The 21,058-nt window shown below is 42.9% G+C and carries 23 protein-coding genes; 2 read left to right on the plus strand and 21 right to left on the minus strand.

Annotated features, from left to right (window positions below; all coding sequences use genetic code 11):
- Nucleotide 1: 1 nt before the first annotated feature.
- The 16 genes from NMM25_RS05315 to NMM25_RS10550 form a co-directional block, all read right to left on the minus strand.
- Nucleotides 2-1,063 carry a methionine ABC transporter ATP-binding protein gene (locus tag NMM25_RS05315; RefSeq protein ID WP_247931448.1) on the minus strand — a complete coding sequence of 354 codons (1,062 nt, stop codon included), beginning with the start codon at nt 1,061-1,063 and terminating at the stop codon, nt 2-4.
- A complete protein-coding gene (locus NMM25_RS05320; RefSeq protein ID WP_254736179.1) occupies nt 1,056-2,429 on the minus strand; it encodes a M20/M25/M40 family metallo-hydrolase in 1,374 nt (457 codons plus the stop codon). The genes NMM25_RS05315 and NMM25_RS05320 overlap by 8 nt, the downstream gene beginning before the upstream one ends.
- Nucleotides 2,430-2,547: 118 nt before the next feature.
- A complete protein-coding gene (locus tag NMM25_RS05325; protein ID WP_000694527.1) occupies nt 2,548-3,402 on the minus strand; it encodes a MetQ/NlpA family ABC transporter substrate-binding protein in 855 nt (284 codons plus the stop codon).
- Between the two features lie 154 nt (nt 3,403-3,556).
- On the minus strand, nt 3,557-4,387 hold the full coding sequence (locus NMM25_RS05330; RefSeq protein WP_084853160.1) for an amino acid ABC transporter substrate-binding protein: 831 nt from the start codon (nt 4,385-4,387) through the stop codon (nt 3,557-3,559).
- A gap of 103 nt (nt 4,388-4,490) precedes the next feature.
- The gene (locus tag NMM25_RS05335; protein WP_000253936.1) at nt 4,491-4,814 is read right to left on the minus strand and encodes an AzlD domain-containing protein; all 324 of its coding nucleotides are present in this window, start codon (nt 4,812-4,814) and stop codon (nt 4,491-4,493) included.
- On the minus strand, nt 4,804-5,499 hold the full coding sequence (locus NMM25_RS05340) for an AzlC family ABC transporter permease (protein ID WP_081730819.1): 696 nt from the start codon (nt 5,497-5,499) through the stop codon (nt 4,804-4,806). Before NMM25_RS05340 ends, NMM25_RS05335 begins: the two co-directional genes overlap by 11 nt.
- A 158-nt stretch (nt 5,500-5,657) precedes the next feature.
- A complete protein-coding gene (locus tag NMM25_RS05345) occupies nt 5,658-6,884 on the minus strand; it encodes an MFS transporter (protein ID WP_033584774.1) in 1,227 nt (408 codons plus the stop codon).
- Nucleotides 6,885-6,954: 70 nt separating this feature from the next.
- Entirely contained in the window at nt 6,955-7,620 is a 666-nt protein-coding gene (locus tag NMM25_RS05350; RefSeq protein WP_033584772.1) for a CPBP family intramembrane glutamic endopeptidase, read from the minus strand.
- A gap of 11 nt (nt 7,621-7,631) precedes the next feature.
- Nucleotides 7,632-8,306 carry a CPBP family intramembrane glutamic endopeptidase gene (locus NMM25_RS05355; protein WP_213988597.1) on the minus strand — a complete coding sequence of 225 codons (675 nt, stop codon included), beginning with the start codon at nt 8,304-8,306 and terminating at the stop codon, nt 7,632-7,634.
- A gap of 18 nt (nt 8,307-8,324) precedes the next feature.
- Nucleotides 8,325-8,546: a hypothetical protein gene (locus tag NMM25_RS05360; RefSeq protein WP_213988677.1), complete on the minus strand. Its 222-nt coding sequence runs from the start codon at nt 8,544-8,546 to the stop codon at nt 8,325-8,327.
- 282 nt (nt 8,547-8,828) lie between these two features.
- On the minus strand, nt 8,829-9,692 hold the full coding sequence (locus tag NMM25_RS05365) for an Rgg/GadR/MutR family transcriptional regulator (RefSeq protein WP_213988598.1): 864 nt from the start codon (nt 9,690-9,692) through the stop codon (nt 8,829-8,831).
- A 103-nt stretch (nt 9,693-9,795) separates the two neighbouring features.
- Complete coding sequence (gene tsaD / locus NMM25_RS05370; protein ID WP_213988599.1) at nt 9,796-10,806, minus strand: tRNA (adenosine(37)-N6)-threonylcarbamoyltransferase complex transferase subunit TsaD; 1,011 nt, start codon at nt 10,804-10,806, stop codon at nt 9,796-9,798.
- Nucleotides 10,796-11,233: a ribosomal protein S18-alanine N-acetyltransferase gene (gene rimI / locus NMM25_RS05375; protein WP_213988600.1), complete on the minus strand. Its 438-nt coding sequence runs from the start codon at nt 11,231-11,233 to the stop codon at nt 10,796-10,798. The genes tsaD and rimI overlap by 11 nt, the downstream gene beginning before the upstream one ends.
- Entirely contained in the window at nt 11,230-11,913 is a 684-nt protein-coding gene (tsaB, locus tag NMM25_RS05380) for a tRNA (adenosine(37)-N6)-threonylcarbamoyltransferase complex dimerization subunit type 1 TsaB (RefSeq protein ID WP_213988601.1), read from the minus strand. The genes rimI and tsaB overlap by 4 nt, the downstream gene beginning before the upstream one ends.
- Nucleotides 11,914-12,242: 329 nt before the next feature.
- Nucleotides 12,243-12,458 carry a hypothetical protein gene (locus NMM25_RS05385; protein ID WP_000492029.1) on the minus strand — a complete coding sequence of 72 codons (216 nt, stop codon included), beginning with the start codon at nt 12,456-12,458 and terminating at the stop codon, nt 12,243-12,245.
- 273 nt (nt 12,459-12,731) lie between these two features.
- Nucleotides 12,732-12,857: a hypothetical protein gene (locus NMM25_RS10550; protein WP_275080654.1), complete on the minus strand. Its 126-nt coding sequence runs from the start codon at nt 12,855-12,857 to the stop codon at nt 12,732-12,734.
- Nucleotides 12,858-13,260: 403 nt separating this feature from the next.
- Here NMM25_RS10550 and NMM25_RS05390 point away from each other — a divergent pair, with 403 nt between their 5' ends.
- Nucleotides 13,261-13,494, plus strand: coding sequence for a DNA-dependent RNA polymerase subunit epsilon (locus NMM25_RS05390; protein WP_000639582.1), 234 nt, complete (start codon nt 13,261-13,263; stop codon nt 13,492-13,494).
- 1 nt (nt 13,495) lies between these two features.
- Nucleotides 13,496-15,175: a ribonuclease J gene (locus tag NMM25_RS05395; protein WP_000331970.1), complete on the plus strand. Its 1,680-nt coding sequence runs from the start codon at nt 13,496-13,498 to the stop codon at nt 15,173-15,175.
- Nucleotides 15,176-15,222: 47 nt separating this feature from the next.
- Here the strand turns inward: NMM25_RS05395 and mnmG are convergent, their stop codons facing one another.
- From mnmG to argH, 5 genes are all read right to left on the minus strand, one after another.
- Nucleotides 15,223-17,136, minus strand: coding sequence for a tRNA uridine-5-carboxymethylaminomethyl(34) synthesis enzyme MnmG (mnmG, locus tag NMM25_RS05400; RefSeq protein ID WP_254736180.1), 1,914 nt, complete (start codon nt 17,134-17,136; stop codon nt 15,223-15,225).
- Nucleotides 17,126-17,557 (minus strand): NUDIX hydrolase, encoded by a 432-nt coding sequence (locus tag NMM25_RS05405; protein ID WP_254736181.1) that lies wholly within the window; start codon nt 17,555-17,557, stop codon nt 17,126-17,128. Before NMM25_RS05405 ends, mnmG begins: the two co-directional genes overlap by 11 nt.
- Nucleotides 17,558-17,565: 8 nt before the next feature.
- Complete coding sequence (locus tag NMM25_RS05410; RefSeq protein WP_254736182.1) at nt 17,566-18,021, minus strand: NUDIX hydrolase; 456 nt, start codon at nt 18,019-18,021, stop codon at nt 17,566-17,568.
- A 140-nt stretch (nt 18,022-18,161) separates the two neighbouring features.
- Nucleotides 18,162-19,283 (minus strand): tRNA 2-thiouridine(34) synthase MnmA, encoded by a 1,122-nt coding sequence (gene mnmA, locus NMM25_RS05415; protein WP_254736245.1) that lies wholly within the window; start codon nt 19,281-19,283, stop codon nt 18,162-18,164.
- Nucleotides 19,284-19,658: 375 nt separating this feature from the next.
- On the minus strand, nt 19,659-21,050 hold the full coding sequence (argH, locus tag NMM25_RS05420; RefSeq protein ID WP_254736183.1) for an argininosuccinate lyase: 1,392 nt from the start codon (nt 21,048-21,050) through the stop codon (nt 19,659-19,661).
- Between the last annotated feature and the right edge of the window lie 8 nt (nt 21,051-21,058).

Here is a 21,058-nt window from a genome sequence, read left to right on the forward strand (position 1 = left end):
TTTACTGTCCTCCCTTCAATACTTTTAACTGTACACCAGCCTGACGGATGGCTTCTTGAGCACCTGCTAGCGCTGCTTTTTCCCCTGACAAGACCACAACCAATTCTCCAACGGGAGTGCCATCGAGAATTTCGATATTTCCATAGAGGATATTGGCCGTTACTTGGTAATGTTTGTACAATTCATTTAAAAGTGGTTCGTCTGTCGAAGCCCCCGCATACTTGAGCTGCACTAAAATACTGTTCTCAGACAAGTGCTCTACGATTTCTTGCTTCTCAATCTTGACCATGGCTTCGTCAATACCTGTGGCAGTTGAGATAAAGTCCTGGGTCAAAGGTTGTTTAGGGTCCGAGAAGATTTCAAGAACACTGCCCTCTTCAATCAAACGGCCATCCTGCATGACCGCCACACGGTTGGCAATGTCTTTGACAATCTGCATTTCATGCGTAATCAAAACAACCGTCAAGCCTAATTTTTGGTTCAAATCTTGCAACAAGGCCAAAATCTGCTTGGTTGTCTTAGGGTCAAGGGCAGATGTTGACTCATCTGAAATCAAGATTTTTGGATCATTGGCCAAGGCACGCGCAATAGCCACACGCTGTTTTTGCCCTCCTGATAGTTGTGAAGGGTAGTTTTCAGCACGATCCGCCAAGCCAACTAAATCCAACAACTTAGCTACTTTGGCTTTCTTTTCTTCCTTGCTGAGTCCAGAGTGTTTGAGGGCAAAGGCCACATTTTCCTCTGCTGTCTTTTGACTCATCAGGTTAAAATGCTGGAAAATCATCCCAATGTCTTGACGCTTACGACGCAACTGCTCTGCTGTCAAGGTCACTCTGCCGTTAAAAATGACGTCGTTATCAATGGTAATTTTTCCTGCAGATGGCTTTTGCAAGAGGTTGATCACCCGTACAAGAGTGGATTTCCCCGCTCCAGAATATCCAACGATTCCGTAGATATCCCCTTCTTGGATGTGAATGGTCACATCCTTGACCGCTGTGATGGTTCTCTTCTTTTGGTGAAAAGTCACATCAATCTGATCTAACTTGATAATATCTCTACTCATAGCTTCTAATCAGCTCCTCTACTAATTCAATATGGGTGTAGTAATCGGCGATTCGCACATTTTCATCTCCACCATGGTCTCGGCTATTGGCATTTCCTAGACCGAAGGCCACCATTGGTACCTCTAGGGCATCAAAGACCGTATGCATGGGCCCTGTCCCCGCTGTGGTCGGCAAGACTGAAACGCCCTGTGGATAGAATTTCTTGGCCAACTCGATCACATTGAGAATGGCTGGTGCGCTCATATCGCTTCGATAGCTCATCTCTCCCAAGGTATAGTATAATTCTACCTTATCAAAGTCATTTTTGTCTAGCTGTTTCCGAATTTTTTCCAGAACATCATGCGGTTCTAGGCCAGGAACCAAACGAACCTCTAGCTTAGCACTGGCTTCTGCTGGCAAAATCGTTTTAACCCCTTGCCCTTGATAACCTGACTGAATCCCTTCGATATTAAGGGCTGGCTCAAAAAAGAAACGTTTTAGAAAGGCTGCACGATCCTCTTGTAAGAGAGGCAATTCCAAGCCATAAATGCGACTGATTTCCTCTGGATTGCGTTGGGCGTAGGTGTCCACCAAGGCTAGTTCTCGTTCATTTGGCTCTTGAACATCCTCGTACAAGCCTTCTACCAAGATACGTCCATCAGCAGCTCGCAGGCTACTTAAGGCCTGGATAAGATACCACGGCGCTGATTCCACGACACCACCATAACTTGAGTGGATATCCACATCCGCACTTTTTACCTTAGCATCAAAGGTTACAATTCCCTTGTTTCCGCCAGAGATTTCCAGCTGTTCCAAGGCGTTCTTGGTTCCTTGTTCCCAGACTAGCAAGTCCGCTCCACGAAGTTTGTCTGCGTGTTTCTCTAAATACTTATCTAGATCCATGGAAGCAGACTCCTCTGCTCCCTCCATGATAAAGCTGATATTGACAGGCAGGTCATCATGGTGCTGCATATACTTTCTCAGAGCACTCAAACGAGCCGTGATGTGGCCCTTGTCATCGTCAACCCCACGCCCATACATAAAGCCATTTCGCACAGAAAGGGTAAAAGGATTCTCTGTCCACACCTGGTCGCCATCTGCTGGCACGGTGTCATAGTGATTATAGAAGATCAAGGTCTTGGCATCCGGACGCGAACTCTTGAAATGCGCCATGACAAAGGGAGCCGTGTAGCTCTCATCAATCTCCACTTCAGCCCCCACACGCTTGAAAATCTCACCTAGATAGTTTGCGACTTCCTTTAGTCCAACCTGCTGGGCAAAGACTGATTTCTTGGAAATTAAGGTGCGCAAGACTTCAAAATAATGTTGGGCAACATGATCCTTTTCAAATTTTTCAATCTGCTCTTGTTCGCTAGGAAAAACCATTTTCTCTCTCTTTCTACTACGTACTTGTGTCTTCAGAACGACCACAAGTGCATCTTTAAAATCAACTCTCTATACAAAAGCAAGAGGTGGAAACTCTCTCCCACCTCCCTGTGTCTTATTACCAAACTGGTTGGTCCAAACCGTCTGATGTTTCTTCGATAACTTTTTTCACTTCATCAGTGTGGTAAGCTGCGATAATTTTCTTGATGGCATCAGCCTTAGGTGATGATTCCCAATCTTTTTTCGCAACAATGATGTTGTACCATTGTTTTGAGTTTTCATCAGCTTGTTCTTTGAAGAGTGCTTTCTTGTAGTCCAATTTTGCTTCTGTAACGAAGGTATTGTTTACAACGGCAGCATCAACTGATGACAATGAACGAGCTGTTTGGCTAGCGTCCAATTCAGTAATCTTCAAGTTCTTTGGATTTTCTGTGATGTTAGCAACTGTTGCAAGTGCAGTTCCAGAAACATCCAATTTGATCAAACCAGCTGATTGAAGCAAGTAAAGCGCACGGCTTTCGTTTGTTGCATCGTTTGGTACGGCGATTTCACCGTTATCTGGGATTTCTTCCACTTTGGTATACTTGTTTTCTTCCCCATTTTTACCTGAGTAAAGGCGGATTGGTGAGATATATGTATCTGCAATCGCTACAAGGTCTTTCCCGTTTTCTTTGTTCCAGTTGTTCAAGAAGTTGTAGTGTTGGAAAGCATTCAAGTCTACTTCGCCATCAGCAGTTGCCTTGTTTGGTTGTGAATAGTCTGTGAACTCTGTGAATTCCAATTTAATTCCATCTTTTTCAACCAATTCTTGGATTTTATCCCAACGCGCTTCTTCAGAACCGCTACGGTTAACTGTTGCAATTTTGACAACTGTTTCGTTGTCTGCTTTCTTTTCTGAATTTCCGCAAGCTGCAAGAGCCAAACCTGCGACTGTAGCAAGAGCTGCTACACCGAGCCATTTTTTAATTTTCATGATTCTATCTCCTTTAAAAATAATACCGTAATAGTATCTCATACTTTATTTGATTTAGCAAATTGTTATTAGATAGGCAGACATATAGTTTGAAACTATATACCTAAAAATTGAGAAATCATCCGCCTTTCTCAGACTGGATGATTTCATACCACTATTTAATATCAGCTTCTGCTGGGAGATAAGTGTCTCCGAAGAACTGTTTAGACAACTTTTCAAGAGTTCCGTCTTTGTAGAGTTCTTGGATACGTTTGTCTACAAATGATTTCAACTCATCTTGACCTTTAGCAAGAAGTGGGTAAACGTAAGGTTGTTGGTCGCTTGGAAGTTCAATCACTTTCAAGTTGTCCAAACCTTGGTCCTTGATGACTGTTTCAACACCGATTTTATCAAAAATCTTGTAGTCAAACTGGCCATCGCTCAAGCGTCCCATGATTTGTTGGAAGTCCGCTTTAGTATACTTTAGGACAGTTGGATTATCTGAATGTTGTTTGTTGTAGTCTTCTAGCTGTTTAGCAGAAGTTGTCCCTTGAACAACTTCTGTTGATTTTCCACCGATATCATCAAGCGATTTGATGCTAGGGTCATCTTTTTTCACTACAAGAACGTTAGGGTTTTTAGCAGTTGGAGCTGCATAAAGGTATTTTTCAGCACGTTCTTTAGTGTAGCTGATGTTGCTAACAGCCATATTGTAACGGTCAGCATCAAGTCCTGCAAAGACTCCTGACCACTCTGTCTTCTCAAACTTGACATCATACTTGTCAGAGTCTTTAAAGATAGCGCGAACCACTTCAATTTCGTAACCAGTCAATTCGCCATTTTCTTCATAGTTGAATGGTTTTGGTGTAGCATTAGTTGCAACGATAATTTCTTTCTTGCTAGCTGCTTCTCCCTCTTTTTTCGCACCACCTGAGCAAGCTGCTAACACACCTACAGCCACAAGTCCTAGAGCAGCAAGAGATGAGTATTTAACGATTTTTTTCATGTCATTTCCTCCAAAATAGAATACTTTACTATCTTAACAGAAAATATTTTTTTTTGCCATTATATGATATCTATCTCGGTGATAGGTTTTTTTTATGGCTGATTTAAAAGACCAGACGCAAGACTGCAATCAAGACTACCCCAAAAAGAACCGTACCTACTAGATTGCGGTAGCGAAAGGCTACCCAAGCCGTTGGAAAGACTGCTAAAAAGTCCAGCCATTTGATTTGAGGGAGACTGCCAACTTTGCCAGTCACTACGCTTGAAAGGATCAAGGCAAAGATAATGGAAACAGGCAAAAACTTCAAAAACCGCTCGACGATAGCTGGCAAGCCCTTGTACTTAACCAAGATGAAGGGAATCATACGGGGAATCCAAGTCACTAGGCCTGAAAAGATAACGGCTAACAAAAGATATTTACTGACCATCTAAGACCACCCCCATGGTACAACCTAGCAAGGTCGCAAACAAAACAGCTAGCGACTGAGACACTACTGTCAAGAGCAAAAAGAAGGACACCGCAACAACGGCTAGGATTAGTAGCAGATTCCGTACAGGAACCCGTCTTTGCATAATCTGAAATTGTGAAGTAAAAATCCCGATAAACATCCCAACAAGGGCAAAGTCTAAGCCAAAGACTTCAGGATTTGGAAGAAGGCCACCTAAAGCCGTCCCCGCCACTGTCCCAATAAACCAGGCTACATAACTATTGAGATTGTTCCCGTGCATCCACATAGGATGGACTTTATCTGTATGGGCTAATTCTCCCATCAAAACGCCATAGGTCTCATCTGTCAGGAGACTAGACATGCCGATATTTTGCCAGAGACTAGTATGACGGAAATAGGTCGATGCATGCAAGCTCAGCAAAAAGAGTCGCAAGTTGATCAAAAAGACCGTCATAGCAATAGCTGCCACAGGCGCTTGTACCGCAATCAGTGCCAACATGGCAAACTGGGCGCTCCCGGCATAAACAAAGAGGCTCATCAAGCCCATCTCAACAGGTGTCACATAGGGCGCACCGATAATCCCACAAGCCAGACCGATACTAACATAGCCGAGGGCAGTCGGCATGGCCGCATGTACACCTTCCCAAAATCCTTTTTCTTTCATCCTTCTCCTCATATTTTCTCCAGTTGAGGCTGTTCATCATCACAGCCACAGCACGGACTATTATAACATATTCAAAGAAGAGAAAAAAGTCTGCTGATTTTGGCCGTCATAAAAAGACTGGCGATCCAGTCTCAAACACCTATTATACAAATTCTCCTCTAAATGCTCTCACGAATATTCAAGAGCATGACAAATGCGGTTAGGAGTAATAGCAATAGAATAAAGCTGACCGCTAGGACCCCAAAACTTGTAGCAATCGTTACGAAAACGATTGTGAATAGACTTGGTAAGACAACCGTAATAGCACCAATAGAGGATTGAACCGCTCCCATTGACTCCTCAGGTATTTGTTTAAAGACGAGTTCTTGCAATCTAGGAGAGAGTAACCCTGCGATGAAGGCATCCAAGGAGCTGAAAAGCAGAATCAAACCAAAATGAACTGTGGCAAATCCTACTAGAAGGAGTAACTGGATGACGACCGAAGCGTATAGAGCTGTTTTTATAGAAATCGTATTTTTCAGATAGCCACTTACAAGGCTTCCGACAATAAGTGCTAACAATTCTAGTGTTGATAACAAAGCGAGTGATTGACCAGTTTGTAAATCCAAAAACGGTTGGTTTCTTAAAAAAAGAGTTGAAATAGGAACAGTAACATTAATCACCGCTTGGCTGATAGAGACGATAAATAAAATGAAGATCACTCTATCCATATTCCAGATCAATTTTGATGATTGGAACAAATGCTGGCAAAACGATTTTATAGAAAGACCTTCTTGATAGCTAATTGTTTTTTCAACTTTCAAAAGATCATTTTTTATGAGAAGAATACCTACAAATGCTATCAGAAACGTCAGAGCGTTTAGCAAGGAAATGAACTGAATGGAAAGAATTCCTAGTAAAACCCCTCCTAGAATATTACTGATTGTCCGAACTAAACTAACTGTTGATTGTTTAAAGCCAATAGCTTCTGTCAGATGTTCTTTCCCAATGATTCTTATAAAAATAGGAGTAAGCATGGCTCCTGAAAAGTAACTCAATGTATCCGACAAAAGGTTCATTAAACAAATAAAGAATACAAGCCATAAGGAAAAGGGCTGCCCTGAAAGCGAAAGCGCCACTATAGAATAAAGTACAAATTTGACAAAACTAATAACCGTATACTTTAGAACACGATGGTGTTGAAAGTCAGCCAAAACTCCCATAAAAATTTGCAGAACTTGAGGAACAGTCTCTGAAATCGTAATGAGTAAAATTGCCAAGGGGGCAAACGAAGCATCTGCCACATAATTCAAAAAAGCAAGATAAAAAATTGTATCCCCAACCATTGAAATCCACTGGTTGATGGTTAGTTGCCTAAAATCTCTATTTTGAATAAATACTTTCATCGCAACTCCTTTTTGAGTTCAAATGGGAACTTTTCCCCAAGGATAGACCGATATTGCTGAGCACCCAAAATTACAGCAACGGTAAAATTTGACCAATGCCATTGTAGACTATGTGCAGTCCAATAGGCCAATAAATGGACTTTGTCACTCTAAATAAGACTGCAAATATGAGACCGCCACCCATATATACGAAAAAGTCTGTCAAGACCCAACCGTGGTTACTAATGTGCAAGATTCCAAACAAAGCAGCCGAACCGAGCACATCCAGTCCCCATTTCTTTCCTTTTTCCAGAGCTGTCATCACCAATCCACGATAAATCATCTCTTCAAAAATAGGACCTGCAATCACAGGATAGAAAAAATACATCAAAAATGCCGTTGCTCCCGTAAAAGTAGGAACATCCAGTTGATAAGCAATTTCATTTTTGGTAGGCGGAAAAATAAAAAATGTGACGAAGTTCCAAATAACAAAAGCTAGGAGAGATAGGAAGCAATAGAGAAGATAGGAACCTCTAAATTTTCGACTGTTGATTTTCTGCCATTTCCCTGACCGAATCATAACAATAATAGCAAGCAGAACCACAAGAAAATTCAACAGCATATCTGACAAATAATAGGCAAAGTCAGATAGACCAGCAGCAAGGTCGCTATGTAAAAGCAAACGAATGAAGAACTGGTCAGAAATGACAAGTAGAATAGCTATTAAAAAATAGTAGCGTGAGATTATCTTTTTCATATTTCATCTTTCTAATACCCAAACACCAGTAAACTGACGATGATTAAAAAGGTATTCCACAAGATGTGAAGGGCCATTGACCAATAAATTGAACGTGTATAACGAAAGAGCATGCAGAGTAGCAGACCTGCTCCTGCATAAACGATGAAGTCTGTTAACACCCATCCATATTGTAAAACATGGATGAGACTAAAGAGTGTGGAAGAAATGATAACATCAATATAGTATTTTTTAAATTTAGATAGGGCTGTCATCAGAAGTCCGCGGAAAACTAATTCCTCAACTATCGGAGCAATAAGACTGCCGTAGAGAATACGTGTCACAAAATAACTAATTCCCGTCAAATTGGCTACGGTTTCTTTTATAGCACTACCATTTTGCGTGTTGGGAAAGATTCGAGTCGTTATATTTACCCACAAAAACATCAATATAAAGGAAAGAAAGAAGAGACCCAGATAGGACCAACGAAACTGGAAGCGACCGTACTCTTTCCAACGTTGACTCTTAACAAGAACCACAGTAGCAGCAATTCCTTCAATTACTATCAATAAAATTTGAACCCCATAAAATCCAAAATCTGATAATTGATCCATAAACTCTAATCTCACTACTAAATTAAAAATCAAGTAATAAGACATAAGTACCAAAATGGTCCCTAGGTAAAATTTCGTTTCTTCCCTTTTCATAGTTTTTTCTCCTAAATGTTAGTTACGACGTTTTCCAAACAGTCCTTCAATCAGCCCACTCGACCAATCAAATGCCCCATAAGGTCTGGGACTAATACCTCTACCTCCCCAAGCAGGCAAAGCACTACCACCACAACCAATATTTTCACCCACACAAGCCATAGTGAAATTTCCACCGTAAACCTGCTCTAACTCCGCTGCTGTTAGTTCCATTGTTTCTGCAAATTGTAAATTCAACATCATTTACACTCCTTCAATTATTTTATTCGTAAACCACTTCTGCGACCTAGGATTTACTTCAAGTGCTTTACAAGAATAGTATAGCACGGAAATCAGTCTATTTTAGAAAATCGCATATTTGATATTTTTTCTTATGGAAATTTCACATTTGCGATTTTGATTGATTTGATTATTTCACTGATATAATATGGTTACTATTAGATAGGAGGACATGAAATGAAGAAACAAATCATAGCATTATTGACAATCGTTGCTGATATTATTATCATTTCCCATCTTTAGCTAATTGATAAGTTCTTTATATTGCTGCAAGCGTAGTTCAAAAAGGGCTGTTAATTGTGGATTTTCTAATATTTGCAGAGATTGGATAAAGTGTTCAATTTCTTTCTGATTGCTTCCCTTAGTTTGAAGGAAAATGCTCATCTTCTTTAAAAACTGCCACAATAATTTCTCAAAAACATCGTATGGTCGGAGCATACTCTCCAACTCGGCTTCAAAGATTGGGATATAAGAAAAAAGTTTGCGCTCCATGAGCTCTGATATGATATTCAGAAAGCCACTTTTCATATACAGTCTATTGTGTGCCAATTCTTTAAATTCCTTGGATTTTTCAAGTAAAGAGGTGGATAAAAAAATCAGATCTTGATTACTTAAGAAAGGCATGGTATTGCAAAAAAGATAGAGTTCAAACCAGGTCCAAGACTCGATAGCATAGAGATAGCTAGTCAAAAACTCGCTATCCTCCTCTTCTAGCAGATAGTTTTTATCTAGAGAATGGATAGCGTTTTTAATCACAATAGCGTTCAAACGACGATAAGTCTTCGCCATCTGTTCTTGCTCAACTTCCTCTAATAGTTGCTCTAAGCCAGCCATATCTTGATGGGCAAAGCGATCTACAACCTTTCGTCCAAATCGCATATGTGGTGATTCTTGATAATTGTTAAGCTTGTGTCCAAACTCGTCGAAGGTTACATTTATCCCTTGGATAGCTAGAATCAGTTTATCCGCAGACAACATAGACTGCCCCAGTTCAAACTTAGATAACTGAGAAGCTGTTAGACCCTCACAAGCCACATCTGACTGCTTGAGTTTCCTCGCCAGCCGCAATTCCTTGTAAAATTCTCCCAATTCCATTCTCTCAATCATCTGACCGCCTCCTATTCTTTATATATTATATCATTATTTTTATATTTTTATCAAAATTTTCTGACATTTCGGCGAGCAAAAAAGCCAGCCTTAAGCTGACTCTTTATTCCATAGTATCAAAGGCGAGGCTTGGTTTGGCGTTGAGGTCCAAGCCTGCAAAGTTTTCTTTGTTCCACTCGCTAACGCTTGCATAAGCAATCATACCTGCATTATCTCCGCAGAGACGCAGGGGTGGGATGATGACCTTGACATCAGTGATTTCGACTGCCAAGCGTTCTCTAAGACCTTTATTGGCTGCTACACCACCTGCCACTACCAGAGTTTTAACAGGATATTTCTCCAAAGCCTTCTTGGTTTTTGCCATGAGAATATCCATGACAGCAGCTTGGAAGGACGCACACAAGTCCTCTGTAGACAGGCTTTCTCCCTTTTGCTCAGCATTGTGGTGAAGATTGATAAAGGCAGACTTCAAACCTGAGAATGAAAACTCCAGATTGTCTTCCTTGATCATGGCACGAGGGAAGTCATAAACATCCTGACCTTGATGGGCCAACTCGTCAATCTCACGACCTGCTGGATAAGTCAAGCCCATGACACGACCGACCTTGTCATAAGCCTCCCCAACTGCATCGTCTCGTGTCTCCCCAACAATCTTGTAATCGCCAGCCTCTGACACATAGACCAACTCTGTGTGTCCTCCGCTGACCAAAAGTGCCAACAAAGGAAACTCCAAAGGCTCCACACTCTGAGCTGCCATGAGGTGGCCAGCCATGTGGTTGACGGGGATAAGTGGCAGGCCATGTGCCCAAGCAAAGGCCTTGGCAGCTGACAAACCAACTAGTAAGGCTCCAACTAATCCTGGTCCGTAGGTAACGGCAACGGCTGTTACGTCCTCTTCGGTAATTCCTGCTTCTGCCAGTGCTTCCTCGATACAGGCTGTAATAACCTCGACATGGTGACGGCTAGCCACTTCTGGCACTACGCCCCCAAAACGTTTGTGACTCTCAATTTGACTCGCAATGACATTGGACAAGAGCTCATCGTCGTTTTTCAAGACGGCGACACTGGTCTCATCACAGGATGTCTCAAATGCTAAAATATATCTATCCTTCATCTATTTCTCTCTTCATGATAATGGCGTCCTCAACTGGGTCATGATAGTAAGCCTTTCGCTCAGCGATGATCGCCATCTTTTCTTTCTTGTAAAATGCTTGCGCTCGTTGGTTTGACTTTCTGACTTCGAGGAAAATCTCCTTGGCTGTCGGCAATGTTGCAAACAAGGCTGACGCAATCCCCTGACCCTGATAGGCTCCTTTGACAGCGATTTGCAGGACTTCTGCCTCAAAGAGATTCTCCTGCACAGCTAGAAAGCCAATCACTTCTGCCCCATCATAAGCCAGAGCATACCAAGTCTGATCTTGGGATAGGTCTGCTTGGATTTGTTCCAGCGTCCAAGGACTGACTGGGTAAACATCTACCATAACAGCATAGATAGCTTGAGCCAAGTCAGGTTGCTGTTGGATTCGTTTGATCTTTATCATAGGCGTTTAATGTAGGACTCGCCAGACTCGGTGTGATTCTTGAGCCAGTTTTCCTCAGCCTCAACTCGTTTGAGGTAATTTGGCACAAAGTCGTGCAAGGAGTCTGCTTCCTTATCCCAAGCCCAAAGAGCTAGATTAGCTGCATTTGGCAAGGTTTCTTGGTAGCTGGCTTGTGGTAGTTGTTCTTGTATTTGTCCCACAAAGGCTCCAACTTCTCCGACAAAGGTCACCTGGTCAGCATCCTTGACTTTTTCTAGCACTCCCGCAAAGGACAGGTGTGCTTCTGGTATGACAGGTTTGGCATTTTCATAAAACCCTGCATAAACATTGTTGCGACGTGCATCCATCAGGGGAACAAATAAGCCTTCTTGTTGGCGTGGTACCAGAGCCAAGAGGCTGGATATGCCAACTAACTCAATGTTCAGGGTATGAGACAAGGTCTTGGCAGTTGCTACCGCAATTCGCAAACCTGTGTAACTACCTGGCCCTTCCGCTACCACGATTCGGTCCAAATCCTTGGGTGTCCAATCCAAACTTGCCATCAAAAAATCAATGGCAGGCATGAGAGTAATACTGTGATTTTTCTTGATATTAATCGTCGTCTCGGCAAGAACCTGCTTGTCCTCTAAAATGGCTAGAGAAAGAGCCTTGCTGGACGTATCAAAAGCTAATACTTTCATAACACATTCCTATCTTTTTGTCTGTTTACTATTATACTACAAAAGCCAGCGCATGGGAATTTTCTTTATTTTGAAACAAAAGTGCCTGCCACTTAGACAAGCAATTCTACACAAAAAATTCAAAAAAGTTGTAGTTTTTTTGAATAGAAAAGTGAACAAGGAATTGAAAGGATCGCCATAAGAAGTTTGGATAAAACATATATGCTTTGACTCGATATTCGATACGAGAGATCATCGTAAACATAAGGATAGCACCTAAAAATAAAAAAAGTCCATCCCATCTATCAAGACGAGGTGGATTTTCTGTATATTTAGATGAATAATTGACTTTAGGCATTTAAACCAAAGTAGAAAACGAGCCAGACAACATAGGTGACCAGGAGGAGAAAAATTGAATAGAGCGTCACAAAAGCAAGCTTCCAAAGGAATTTTGTTTTGCGGTGTTCCAGATGCACAAACAGGGCATTCCCCCCATAGACACAAGCTACAAAGACTACAAACATCAAGAGGCGAACCCCTACTGCAAATTCAAACAAACTAAACATTCTTAATCCTCCTTTTGGTATTCCTTTTTTTATTTAAACTGTTGACAATGTTGTTCTATCAATGTTAAAATGTAATTCAACATTGGTAGGAAAATCAGGTTGAGTCATTGACTCTTCGGGTTGCAGTGCTATCCCTGAAACTTTGGTTTCTAAAGAACTGAAATTGCGATTGAACAATTCGCCCCCAGCGTTTGACGGTTCTTGACTTCGGTCAGGAGCTTTTCTTTACCTTTTAGTAATCACTCCACTCCATCTTGCTATTTCTACATCATTTTACTTATAGATTGACTTCTTAGCCTCATAGATGATAGAATTAAGTAAAGGCTGAGATCGAGTTTGATTTGGTGACAAGTCATTCAAAGGTTGCGATACATTCGCTTCAGGTAGAGGTGCTGCCATCTGGACTGCTCCAGGAAAATCCCCGAGTTTTGTCTCTGCCTTTTTATTTGCTCTTGAGATTTCTCAAGAGTTTTTCTTTTTTCAAAGATATCATTCTGCCCCAACCATCTACACCAACGATTAATGAAACTAGAACTATATTCTTCCTTAAATCCACTATCTCTTTAGATTCCCCCTTTAATTATAACACCTAAGCGCTCTCCGACCAAATCCTACCTATCTTTTTACTCCTTCTTCCCCTCCTGACTTTCTCCATTTCCGTCTTTTACTAATTTTTCATTTTGTGGTATAATTGAAATAATTGTAACGAATCAAGGTCAATCTAGACACAAAATGGAATGAAATCAAGCAAATCTCTGCTAAAAGTTTGGAATAAGCTGACCTGTAAATAGAAAGGAACTATATGATTTACAAAGTTTTTTATCAAGAAACAAAAGAACGTAGCCCACGTCGTGAAACAACACGCTCACTTTACCTAGACATCGATGCCAACTCAGAACTTGAGGGCCGTATCGCTGCTCGCCAACTTGTCGAAGAAAACCGCCCAGAGTACAACATCGAGTATATCGAACTCTTGTCTGACAAATTGCTAGATTACGAAAAAGAAACTGGCGCTTTCGAGATTACGGAGTTCTAATATGGCCTACACTCTTAAACCTGAAGAAGTCGGCGTTTTTGCCATCGGTGGTCTAGGAGAAATCGGGAAAAACACATACGGAATTGAATACCAAGACGAGATTATCATCGTCGATGCTGGGATTAAATTCCCAGAAGATGACTTGCTGGGTATCGACTATGTCATTCCTGATTACTCTTACATCGTAGACAATATCGACCGCGTCAAGGCTGTCTTGATCACACACGGACACGAGGATCACATCGGTGGGATTCCTTTCCTGCTCAAGCAAGCAAATGTCCCTATCTACGCTGGACCACTTGCCTTGGCTTTGATCCGTGGAAAACTCGAAGAACACGGCCTCTTGCGCAACGCCAAACTTTACGAAATCAACCACAACACTGAGTTGACCTTTAAAAATCTCAAGGCAACTTTCTTTAGAACCACCCACTCTATTCCAGAGCCTTTAGGGATTGTCATTCATACCCCACAAGGGAAAATCGTCTGTACGGGTGACTTTAAGTTTGACTTTACTCCAGTTGGGGAACCTGCAGACTTGCACCGTATGGCAGCCCTTGGTGAAGAAGGCGTACTCTGCCTCCTCTCTGACTCGACAAATGCAGAAGTCCCAACCTTTACCAACTCTGAAAAAGTCGTTGGTCAGTCCATCATGAAGATTATCCAAGGTATCGAAGGACGCATCATCTTTGCATCCTTTGCCTCAAATATCTTCCGTCTCCAGCAAGCAACAGATGCTGCTGTTAAGACTGGACGAAAGATTGCGGTCTTTGGACGTTCGATGGAAAAGGCCATTGTCAACGGGATCGAGCTTGGCTACATCAAAGCTCCTAAGGGAACCTTTATCGAGCCAAATGAAATCAAAGACTACCCTGCAGGCGAGGTTCTTATCCTCTGTACAGGTAGTCAAGGTGAGCCGATGGCTGCCCTCTCTCGTATCGCTAACGGAACCCACCGTCAGGTGCAACTCCAACCCGGCGATACCGTTATCTTCTCTTCTAGCCCAATTCCTGGAAACACCACTAGCGTCAACAAGCTAATTAACATTATCTCGGAAGCTGGTGTCGAAGTCATCCACGGAAAGATTAACAATATCCACACCTCTGGACACGGTGGTCAGCAAGAGCAAAAACTCATGCTCCGCTTGATTAAGCCAAAATACTTCATGCCTGTCCATGGTGAATACCGCATGCAAAAAGTCCACGCTGGACTAGCGGTGGATACGGGTGTCGAGAAGGACAATATCTTTATCATGAGCAATGGTGATGTGCTTGCCCTTACTGCTAACTCAGCCCGTATCGCAGGGCACTTCAATGCCCAAGACATCTATGTCGATGGAAATCGTATCGGTGAAATCGGCGCTGCTGTCCTCAAAGACCGTCGTGATCTATCTGAAGATGGTGTCGTTCTAGCAGTCGCAACTGTTGACTTCAAGTCTAAAATGATCTTGTCTGGTCCTGATATCCTCAGCCGAGGCTTTGTCTACATGAGAGAATCTGGTGACTTGATTCGCCAAAGCCAGCGCATCCTCTTCAATGCAATTCGTATCGCGCTGAAGAACAAAGATGCTAGCGTGCAATCTGTCAATGGCGCCATTGTCAACGCCATTCGTCCTTTCCTCTATGAAAACACAGAACGTGAACCGATTATCATCCCGATGATCCTCACACCAGATGAAGAATAATACTCTTTGAAAATCAACAAAACAGCCCCATCTTCGGAGCTGTTTTTCTATGCTTTCTTTTCTTGATTCTTCGAAATACTACGATTTTTCCCCTCAAGATACACCATCAAAATAGAAATATCTGCTGGGTTTACTCCCGAAATACGGCTGGCTTGGCCGATAGTTTCTGGATTGATGAGTTTGAACTTCTGGCGAGCTTCTGTCGCGATAGAATCAATATCATCCCAATCAATATTAGCTGGAATGCGTTTTTCTTCCATGCGTTTCATCTTGGCAACCTGATCCATGGCTTTGGAAATATAGCCTTCGTACTTGATCTCTGTTTCAATCAATTCGATAATCTTGTCATCCAAGTCCTCGGCAGCTGGCCCGATGAAGGCCACCACATCTTGGTAAGAAACTTCTGGACGGCGAAGGAATTCCTTGGCTGTAACCGCATCTGTCAACGGCTTAAAGCCCATCTCCTCAACCTTGGCATTTGTTTCCTTGACCGGCTTGAGTTTGATACTGTCGAGACGCTTCATCTCATTGTCAAATTGGTTTTTCTTGATTTCAAAACGAGTCCAGCGTTCATCATCCACAAGCCCAATCTCTCGCCCCATCTCGGTCAAACGCATATCGGCATTGTCATGACGGAGGATGAGACGGTATTCAGCACGACTGGTCAAGAGACGGTAAGGTTCAATGGTCCCCTTGGTCACCAAGTCGTCAATCATCACCCCGATATAACCGTCACTGCGCTTCAAAATCAACTCAGGCTTGCCTTGGATTTTCAGAGCCGCATTAATACCTGCGATAATCCCTTGACCAGCAGCTTCTTCGTAACCTGACGTTCCATTTGTCTGACCAGCTGTGAAAAGTCCTGAGATTTTCTTTGTTTCCAGAGTCGCACGCAACTGGTGAGGTAAGACCATGTCATACTCAATGGCATAACCTGTTCGCATCATCTCAGCATTTTCTAAACCTTTGATAGAATGAACCAACTCACGCTGTACATCCTCTGGCAGACTGGTTGATAGGCCTTGAACATAAACTTCCTCTGTATTGCGCCCTTCTGGCTCAAGGAAAAGTTGGTGGCGTTCCTTGTCCGCAAAGCGCACAATCTTGTCCTCAATTGACGGACAGTAACGAGGTCCCACTCCCTTGACCACACCTGTAAACATAGGCGCACGGTGGAGGTTGTTTTGGATAATCTCATGACTGGTACCATTAGTGTAGGTCAACCAGCATGGTACTTGATCCTTAACATAGTCCTCATCACGTGAAGCATAAGAGAAGTGATTTGGCGCTTCGTCCCCTGGCTGAATCTCTGTCACGTCGTAATTGATAGAAGAAGCCTTGACACGTGGAGGGGTTCCTGTCTTGAAACGACCGATTTCGAGGCCCAGTTCCTTGAGATTATCAGCTAGGTTAATCGAAGCCAGACTGTGGTTTGGTCCTGATGAATACTTGAGGTCTCCGATGATGATTTCCCCACGGAGGGCAGTCCCTGTCGTCACGATAACAGCCTTGGCAGCATACTCTTGATGGGTCGCTGTACGCACACCGACAACCTTGCCATCTTCGACCAAAATCTCATCAATCATGGTTTGACGAAGGGTCAGATTTTCTTGGTTTTCAACTGTCTTGCGCATTTCTTTAGAGTAAAGCTCCTTGTCAGCCTGCGCACGAAGAGCACGGACAGCTGGACCTTTCCCAGTGTTGAGCATCTTCATCTGGATGTAGGTCTTGTCAATGGTTTTAGCCATTTCACCACCAAGGGCATCCACTTCACGCACGACAATCCCCTTGGCAGAGCCACCGATAGAAGGGTTACAAGGCATGAAAGCCAGCATTTCAATGTTGATGGTCGCAAGCAAGACCTTACAGCCCATACGGCTGGCAGCCAAGGAAGCCTCAACCCCAGCATGTCCCGCACCGATTACAATAATATCGTATTCTTCCGTAAAATTATAAGTCATTTCTTAACCTTTCAAAAATTTCTCGCAAATAAGGAACTAACTTCTCCTCCTCTAGAGCTTGATCCATAGTAACCCATTTAAAGTGTGTATGCTCTTCAGGATCTAATCTGATAATTGGTTTCTCCCCAACCCACTCTGCTTTATAAACTAAGCGAGTAAAGACCGTATCCTTAGAGGTATCCAGTTGACTATCTTCGTGAAGAAGTTTGAGCGAACTGCTATCTAGCCTAACTCCCGCTTCTTCAATGCATTCTCTAAGAGCACCATCTCGCGGAAGTTCACCCTTTTCAACCCCGCCACCAGGAATATCCCAGTAAGATGGATAAACGTTGGGTTCTCCTCTTTTAATTTCCGAACGCTGAATGAGCAAATAATCACAACCACTATGAACAAGTACATGGGCAATAAGCTTAACCATCATTTTCTCTCCTATTCCTCAAGATGAATGTGTCTTAGTTGGCCATCCCAAGTTGGCAGAGCTGTTTTTAAAAAGGCTGGAACTAACTGGATATTCTGGAGCTGATCCAAGTTGATCCACTCACAGGGCTGCCTTTTCTCATCCTCCTGCATGGTCAACGGAGCATCCTCAAGCAAGTCCACCAGATAATGAAACTCGATGTTGTGATAGGAAACACCGTCTTGTTCAAAACGATTTTCAACCACGAAAGCTAGCTGCCCAGCTTGAGCTTTGACACCTAGTTCTTCCCTCACTTCACGGACTACCGCTTCTTCCGTGCTTTCATTGACTTGAATCGCACCGCCAATTGTGTAATACTTGCCCTTGTCTTTGGTAACTAGGAGCTTGCCATTTTGGATAATCAAGGCTGTCGCACGAACGCCAAAAACCGTATTTCCCACTTTTGTCCGAAAGTCTTGTTGAGTCATTCTTGTCCTTTCCTCTAAACGACACAAAAACAGTCAAAACTCCAAAGAAGTGCAGGACAAAAAAGCCTGCAACATCCATGAGCTTTGACCATCATTTCTATTGCTTTTATTATTGTAGCAAATTGAGAAAATTTGTCAATCTAAATGTACTGACAAACTTGTCCATCGCGGTAGGCATTGTCAATCAAACCGCCACCTAGACACTCTTCGCCATCGTAAAAGACAACTGCCTGTCCTGGTGTAATCGCGCGTTGTGGCTCTGCAAAGATGACCTCTGCCTTGTCTCCTTTGACATGTACAGTCACCTTAGAATCAGGCTGACGGTAGCGGAATTTAGCTGTGCATTCTAGCGTAAATTCCTCTGGCATGTCACGAGTAAAGTTAACTTGACTAGCCTCTAGGCTAGTTGACATGAGCGAATCATGGTAGAATCCTTGGCCGACATAGAGGATATTCTTGCTTAGGTCTTTTCCGACAACGAACCACGGTGCATTGTCACCGCCGTGTTGCCCACCGATACCGAGTCCACCACGCTGACCAATCGTATAATACATCAGACCTGCATGCTCCCCCATATCGCGACCATCCACAGTCATCATGCGACCAGGCTGAGCTGGCAGGTAGTTGCTGAGAAAGTTTTTAAAGTTCTTTTCTCCGATAAAGCAAATCCCTGTCGAGTCTTTCTTCTTAGCAGTCGCAAGTCCAGCTTCTTCTGCTAGTCTGCGAACTTCAGGCTTTTCCAAATGCCCCAGTGGGAACATGGTTTTTTGGAGTTGTTCTTGAGAAAGTTGGCTGAGGAAATAGGTCTGATCCTTGCCATTGTCCACGCCACGAAGCATGTGAACGATGCCATCCTCATCACGCGCCACTCGAGCATAGTGCCCAGTCGCTACATAGTCTGCACCTAAGGTCATAGCATAGTCCAAAAAGGCCTTGAACTTGATTTCCTTGTTACACATAACATCTGGATTTGGCGTGCGCCCTGCACGGTATTCCGCTAGGAAATATTCAAAAACGCGGTCCCAGTACTCTTTTTCAAAATTGACAGAGTAGTAAGGAATACCAATCTGGTCTGCCACCGCAGCCACATCCTTGTAATCTTCGGTCGCCGTACAGACGCCGTTTTCATCCGTGTCATCCCAGTTCTTCATGAAGATACCGATCACATCGTAGCCCTGCTCCTTGAGCAAGAGAGCCGTCACCGACGAATCAACACCACCACTCATCCCCACGACAACACGTGTTTTAGAGTTATCACTCATGGTAAGTCTCCCATCTATTCGTTTATTCATACCCTTCAAAATTCTATTCATTATAACTTTCAATAGAATTTCTTTGAGTATCGTCTTTTCGTTTGCTTTTAGGACTAGGCAACGAGTCGCGGACATAACTTGAGTTCGCTCAATCAGTCTGGGAGACTGATTGAGGTTATAAATCAGACAAGCTCAGCTTGCATCTCATTGCGAGTTAACGACGTAATAAAAGATAAACGAAATGACTAGTTCACGATTGAAGGTCGTGTGTGCTTAACGATTGAAGGTCGCTTGAGCAGTATTCATTATAACACGCTTGGTTGGAGAAGACAAGAAAGAGGCTGATAAATCATCTCAACCTCTCTTTCTTCCTTTGCAAACGAATCAATTTTCCCCTTTAAGTTCTTTCTTCGCTTGTTCTATCTGGTATTTCACTTGCTCAAAGCCAGTTCCTCCTAAGGAATTCCGTCTCCGAACAGCGGTTTCTGGACGCAAGTAGATATAAATATCCTCTTCAATCAAGGGATGGTAGACTTGCAACTCCTCCAAATCCCAATCTTGGATGTTTTGACCATGCTTGATAGAGTCTAGAACCAATTTCCCTACTATTTCATGCGCTTCTCTAAAGGGAAGACCTTTTTCAGCCAAATAATCTGCCAGTTCGGTCGCATTCGAAAAATCATTCTCTGTGGATTGCTGCATTTTGGCCTTATTAACCTGCATGCTCGATAGCATACCTGCCAACACATCCAGAGAATTCAAAATCGTGTCTACTGTATCAAACATGCCTTCCTTGTCCTCTTGCAAATCCTTATTGTAAGCCAGAGGCAAAGACTTCATGACAGTCAATAGCCCAAGTAAGTGCCCATAAACTCGTCCTGTCTTCCCTCGAATCAATTCGGCCATATCAGGATTTTTCTTCTGGGGCATGATAGACGAACCCGTTGAAAAGCTATCAGACAAGCTAATGTACTGATACTCAAAACTGCACCAATTGATGATTTCCTCACAAAAACGACTCATATGCATCATCAAAATGCTGGCATTTGACAGAAATTCTAAGATAAAATCACGGTCACTCACTGCGTCCAAGGAATTGGTATAGGGTTGTTGGAAGCCCAATAAATCACTCGATAATTGACGATCGATTGAAAAAGTTGTCCCTGCCAAGGCAGCCGCACCCAGGGGAGATAGGTCCGTATGTTTTAGGTTAAATGCAAAACGTTCGCTGTCCCTTTGGAACATATTGTAATAAGCCATGAGATGGTGGGCAAAACTAATCGGTTGGGCGTGCTGTAAATGAGTATATCCTGGCATGATGGTCTCCACATGTTTTTCAGCCAAATCCAGCAAAACACGGTTCAGATTCGCCAACTTATCCAAGACATGCCCAAGCTGCTCCTTTAGATATAAGTGCATATCCGTTGCGACTTGGTCATTCCGTGAACGAGCTGTGTGTAGTTTCCCAGCCAGAGGACCAATTTTCTCTGTCAGTAACACTTCCATATTCATATGAATATCTTCATTTGCAATATCAAAATGAAGCTCTCCTGCCTCTAAATCTCGCAACAAAGCTTTCAGACCATCTTGGATCTGCTCTGCCTCTTCCAAGCTTAAAATGCCAGTCTGTCCTAGCATTTGAACATGAGCTAGGGAACCCATCAAATCAAATTTTGCCAGCTGGTGGTCAAAGGAAATACTCGCACCGAACTGTTCTACCCACTCTTCCACAGTGCCTTCAAATCGACCACCCCATAATTTTGTATTTTTCGACATATCCTGTC

This window comes from Streptococcus sp. CF10-1 (assembly GCF_024295825.1).
Lineage (GTDB): Bacteria > Bacillota > Bacilli > Lactobacillales > Streptococcaceae > Streptococcus.

What these genes read in the sequence shown, in the direction of transcription:
- NMM25_RS10550 (WP_275080654.1), bottom strand. Translation starts at nt 12,857, where the DNA reads ATGGCAGCACCTCTACCTGAAGCGAATGTATCGCAACCTTTGAATGAC.
- NMM25_RS05360 (WP_213988677.1), bottom strand. Translation starts at nt 8,546, where the DNA reads ATGTTGAATTTACAATTTGCAGAAACAATGGAACTAACAGCAGCGGAG.
- tsaD (WP_213988599.1), bottom strand. Translation starts at nt 10,806, where the DNA reads ATGAAGGATAGATATATTTTAGCATTTGAGACATCCTGTGATGAGACC.
- NMM25_RS05350 (WP_033584772.1), bottom strand. Translation starts at nt 7,620, where the DNA reads ATGAAAAAGATAATCTCACGCTACTATTTTTTAATAGCTATTCTACTT.
- NMM25_RS05390 (WP_000639582.1), top strand. Translation starts at nt 13,261, where the DNA reads ATGATTTACAAAGTTTTTTATCAAGAAACAAAAGAACGTAGCCCACGT.
- NMM25_RS05315 (WP_247931448.1), bottom strand. Translation starts at nt 1,063, where the DNA reads ATGAGTAGAGATATTATCAAGTTAGATCAGATTGATGTGACTTTTCAC.
- NMM25_RS05325 (WP_000694527.1), bottom strand. Translation starts at nt 3,402, where the DNA reads ATGAAAATTAAAAAATGGCTCGGTGTAGCAGCTCTTGCTACAGTCGCA.
- mnmG (WP_254736180.1), bottom strand. Translation starts at nt 17,136, where the DNA reads ATGACTTATAATTTTACGGAAGAATACGATATTATTGTAATCGGTGCG.
- NMM25_RS05355 (WP_213988597.1), bottom strand. Translation starts at nt 8,306, where the DNA reads ATGAAAAGGGAAGAAACGAAATTTTACCTAGGGACCATTTTGGTACTT.
- rimI (WP_213988600.1), bottom strand. Translation starts at nt 11,233, where the DNA reads ATGATAAAGATCAAACGAATCCAACAGCAACCTGACTTGGCTCAAGCT.
- NMM25_RS05345 (WP_033584774.1), bottom strand. Translation starts at nt 6,884, where the DNA reads ATGAAAGTATTTATTCAAAATAGAGATTTTAGGCAACTAACCATCAAC.
- NMM25_RS05335 (WP_000253936.1), bottom strand. Translation starts at nt 4,814, where the DNA reads ATGGTCAGTAAATATCTTTTGTTAGCCGTTATCTTTTCAGGCCTAGTG.
- NMM25_RS05330 (WP_084853160.1), bottom strand. Translation starts at nt 4,387, where the DNA reads ATGAAAAAAATCGTTAAATACTCATCTCTTGCTGCTCTAGGACTTGTG.
- NMM25_RS05395 (WP_000331970.1), top strand. Translation starts at nt 13,496, where the DNA reads ATGGCCTACACTCTTAAACCTGAAGAAGTCGGCGTTTTTGCCATCGGT.
- NMM25_RS05340 (WP_081730819.1), bottom strand. Translation starts at nt 5,499, where the DNA reads ATGAAAGAAAAAGGATTTTGGGAAGGTGTACATGCGGCCATGCCGACT.
- mnmA (WP_254736245.1), bottom strand. Translation starts at nt 19,283, where the DNA reads ATGAGTGATAACTCTAAAACACGTGTTGTCGTGGGGATGAGTGGTGGT.
- NMM25_RS05410 (WP_254736182.1), bottom strand. Translation starts at nt 18,021, where the DNA reads ATGACTCAACAAGACTTTCGGACAAAAGTGGGAAATACGGTTTTTGGC.
- NMM25_RS05385 (WP_000492029.1), bottom strand. Translation starts at nt 12,458, where the DNA reads ATGTTTAGTTTGTTTGAATTTGCAGTAGGGGTTCGCCTCTTGATGTTT.
- NMM25_RS05365 (WP_213988598.1), bottom strand. Translation starts at nt 9,692, where the DNA reads ATGATTGAGAGAATGGAATTGGGAGAATTTTACAAGGAATTGCGGCTG.
- tsaB (WP_213988601.1), bottom strand. Translation starts at nt 11,913, where the DNA reads ATGAAAGTATTAGCTTTTGATACGTCCAGCAAGGCTCTTTCTCTAGCC.
- argH (WP_254736183.1), bottom strand. Translation starts at nt 21,050, where the DNA reads ATGTCGAAAAATACAAAATTATGGGGTGGTCGATTTGAAGGCACTGTG.
- NMM25_RS05405 (WP_254736181.1), bottom strand. Translation starts at nt 17,557, where the DNA reads ATGATGGTTAAGCTTATTGCCCATGTACTTGTTCATAGTGGTTGTGAT.
- NMM25_RS05320 (WP_254736179.1), bottom strand. Translation starts at nt 2,429, where the DNA reads ATGGTTTTTCCTAGCGAACAAGAGCAGATTGAAAAATTTGAAAAGGAT.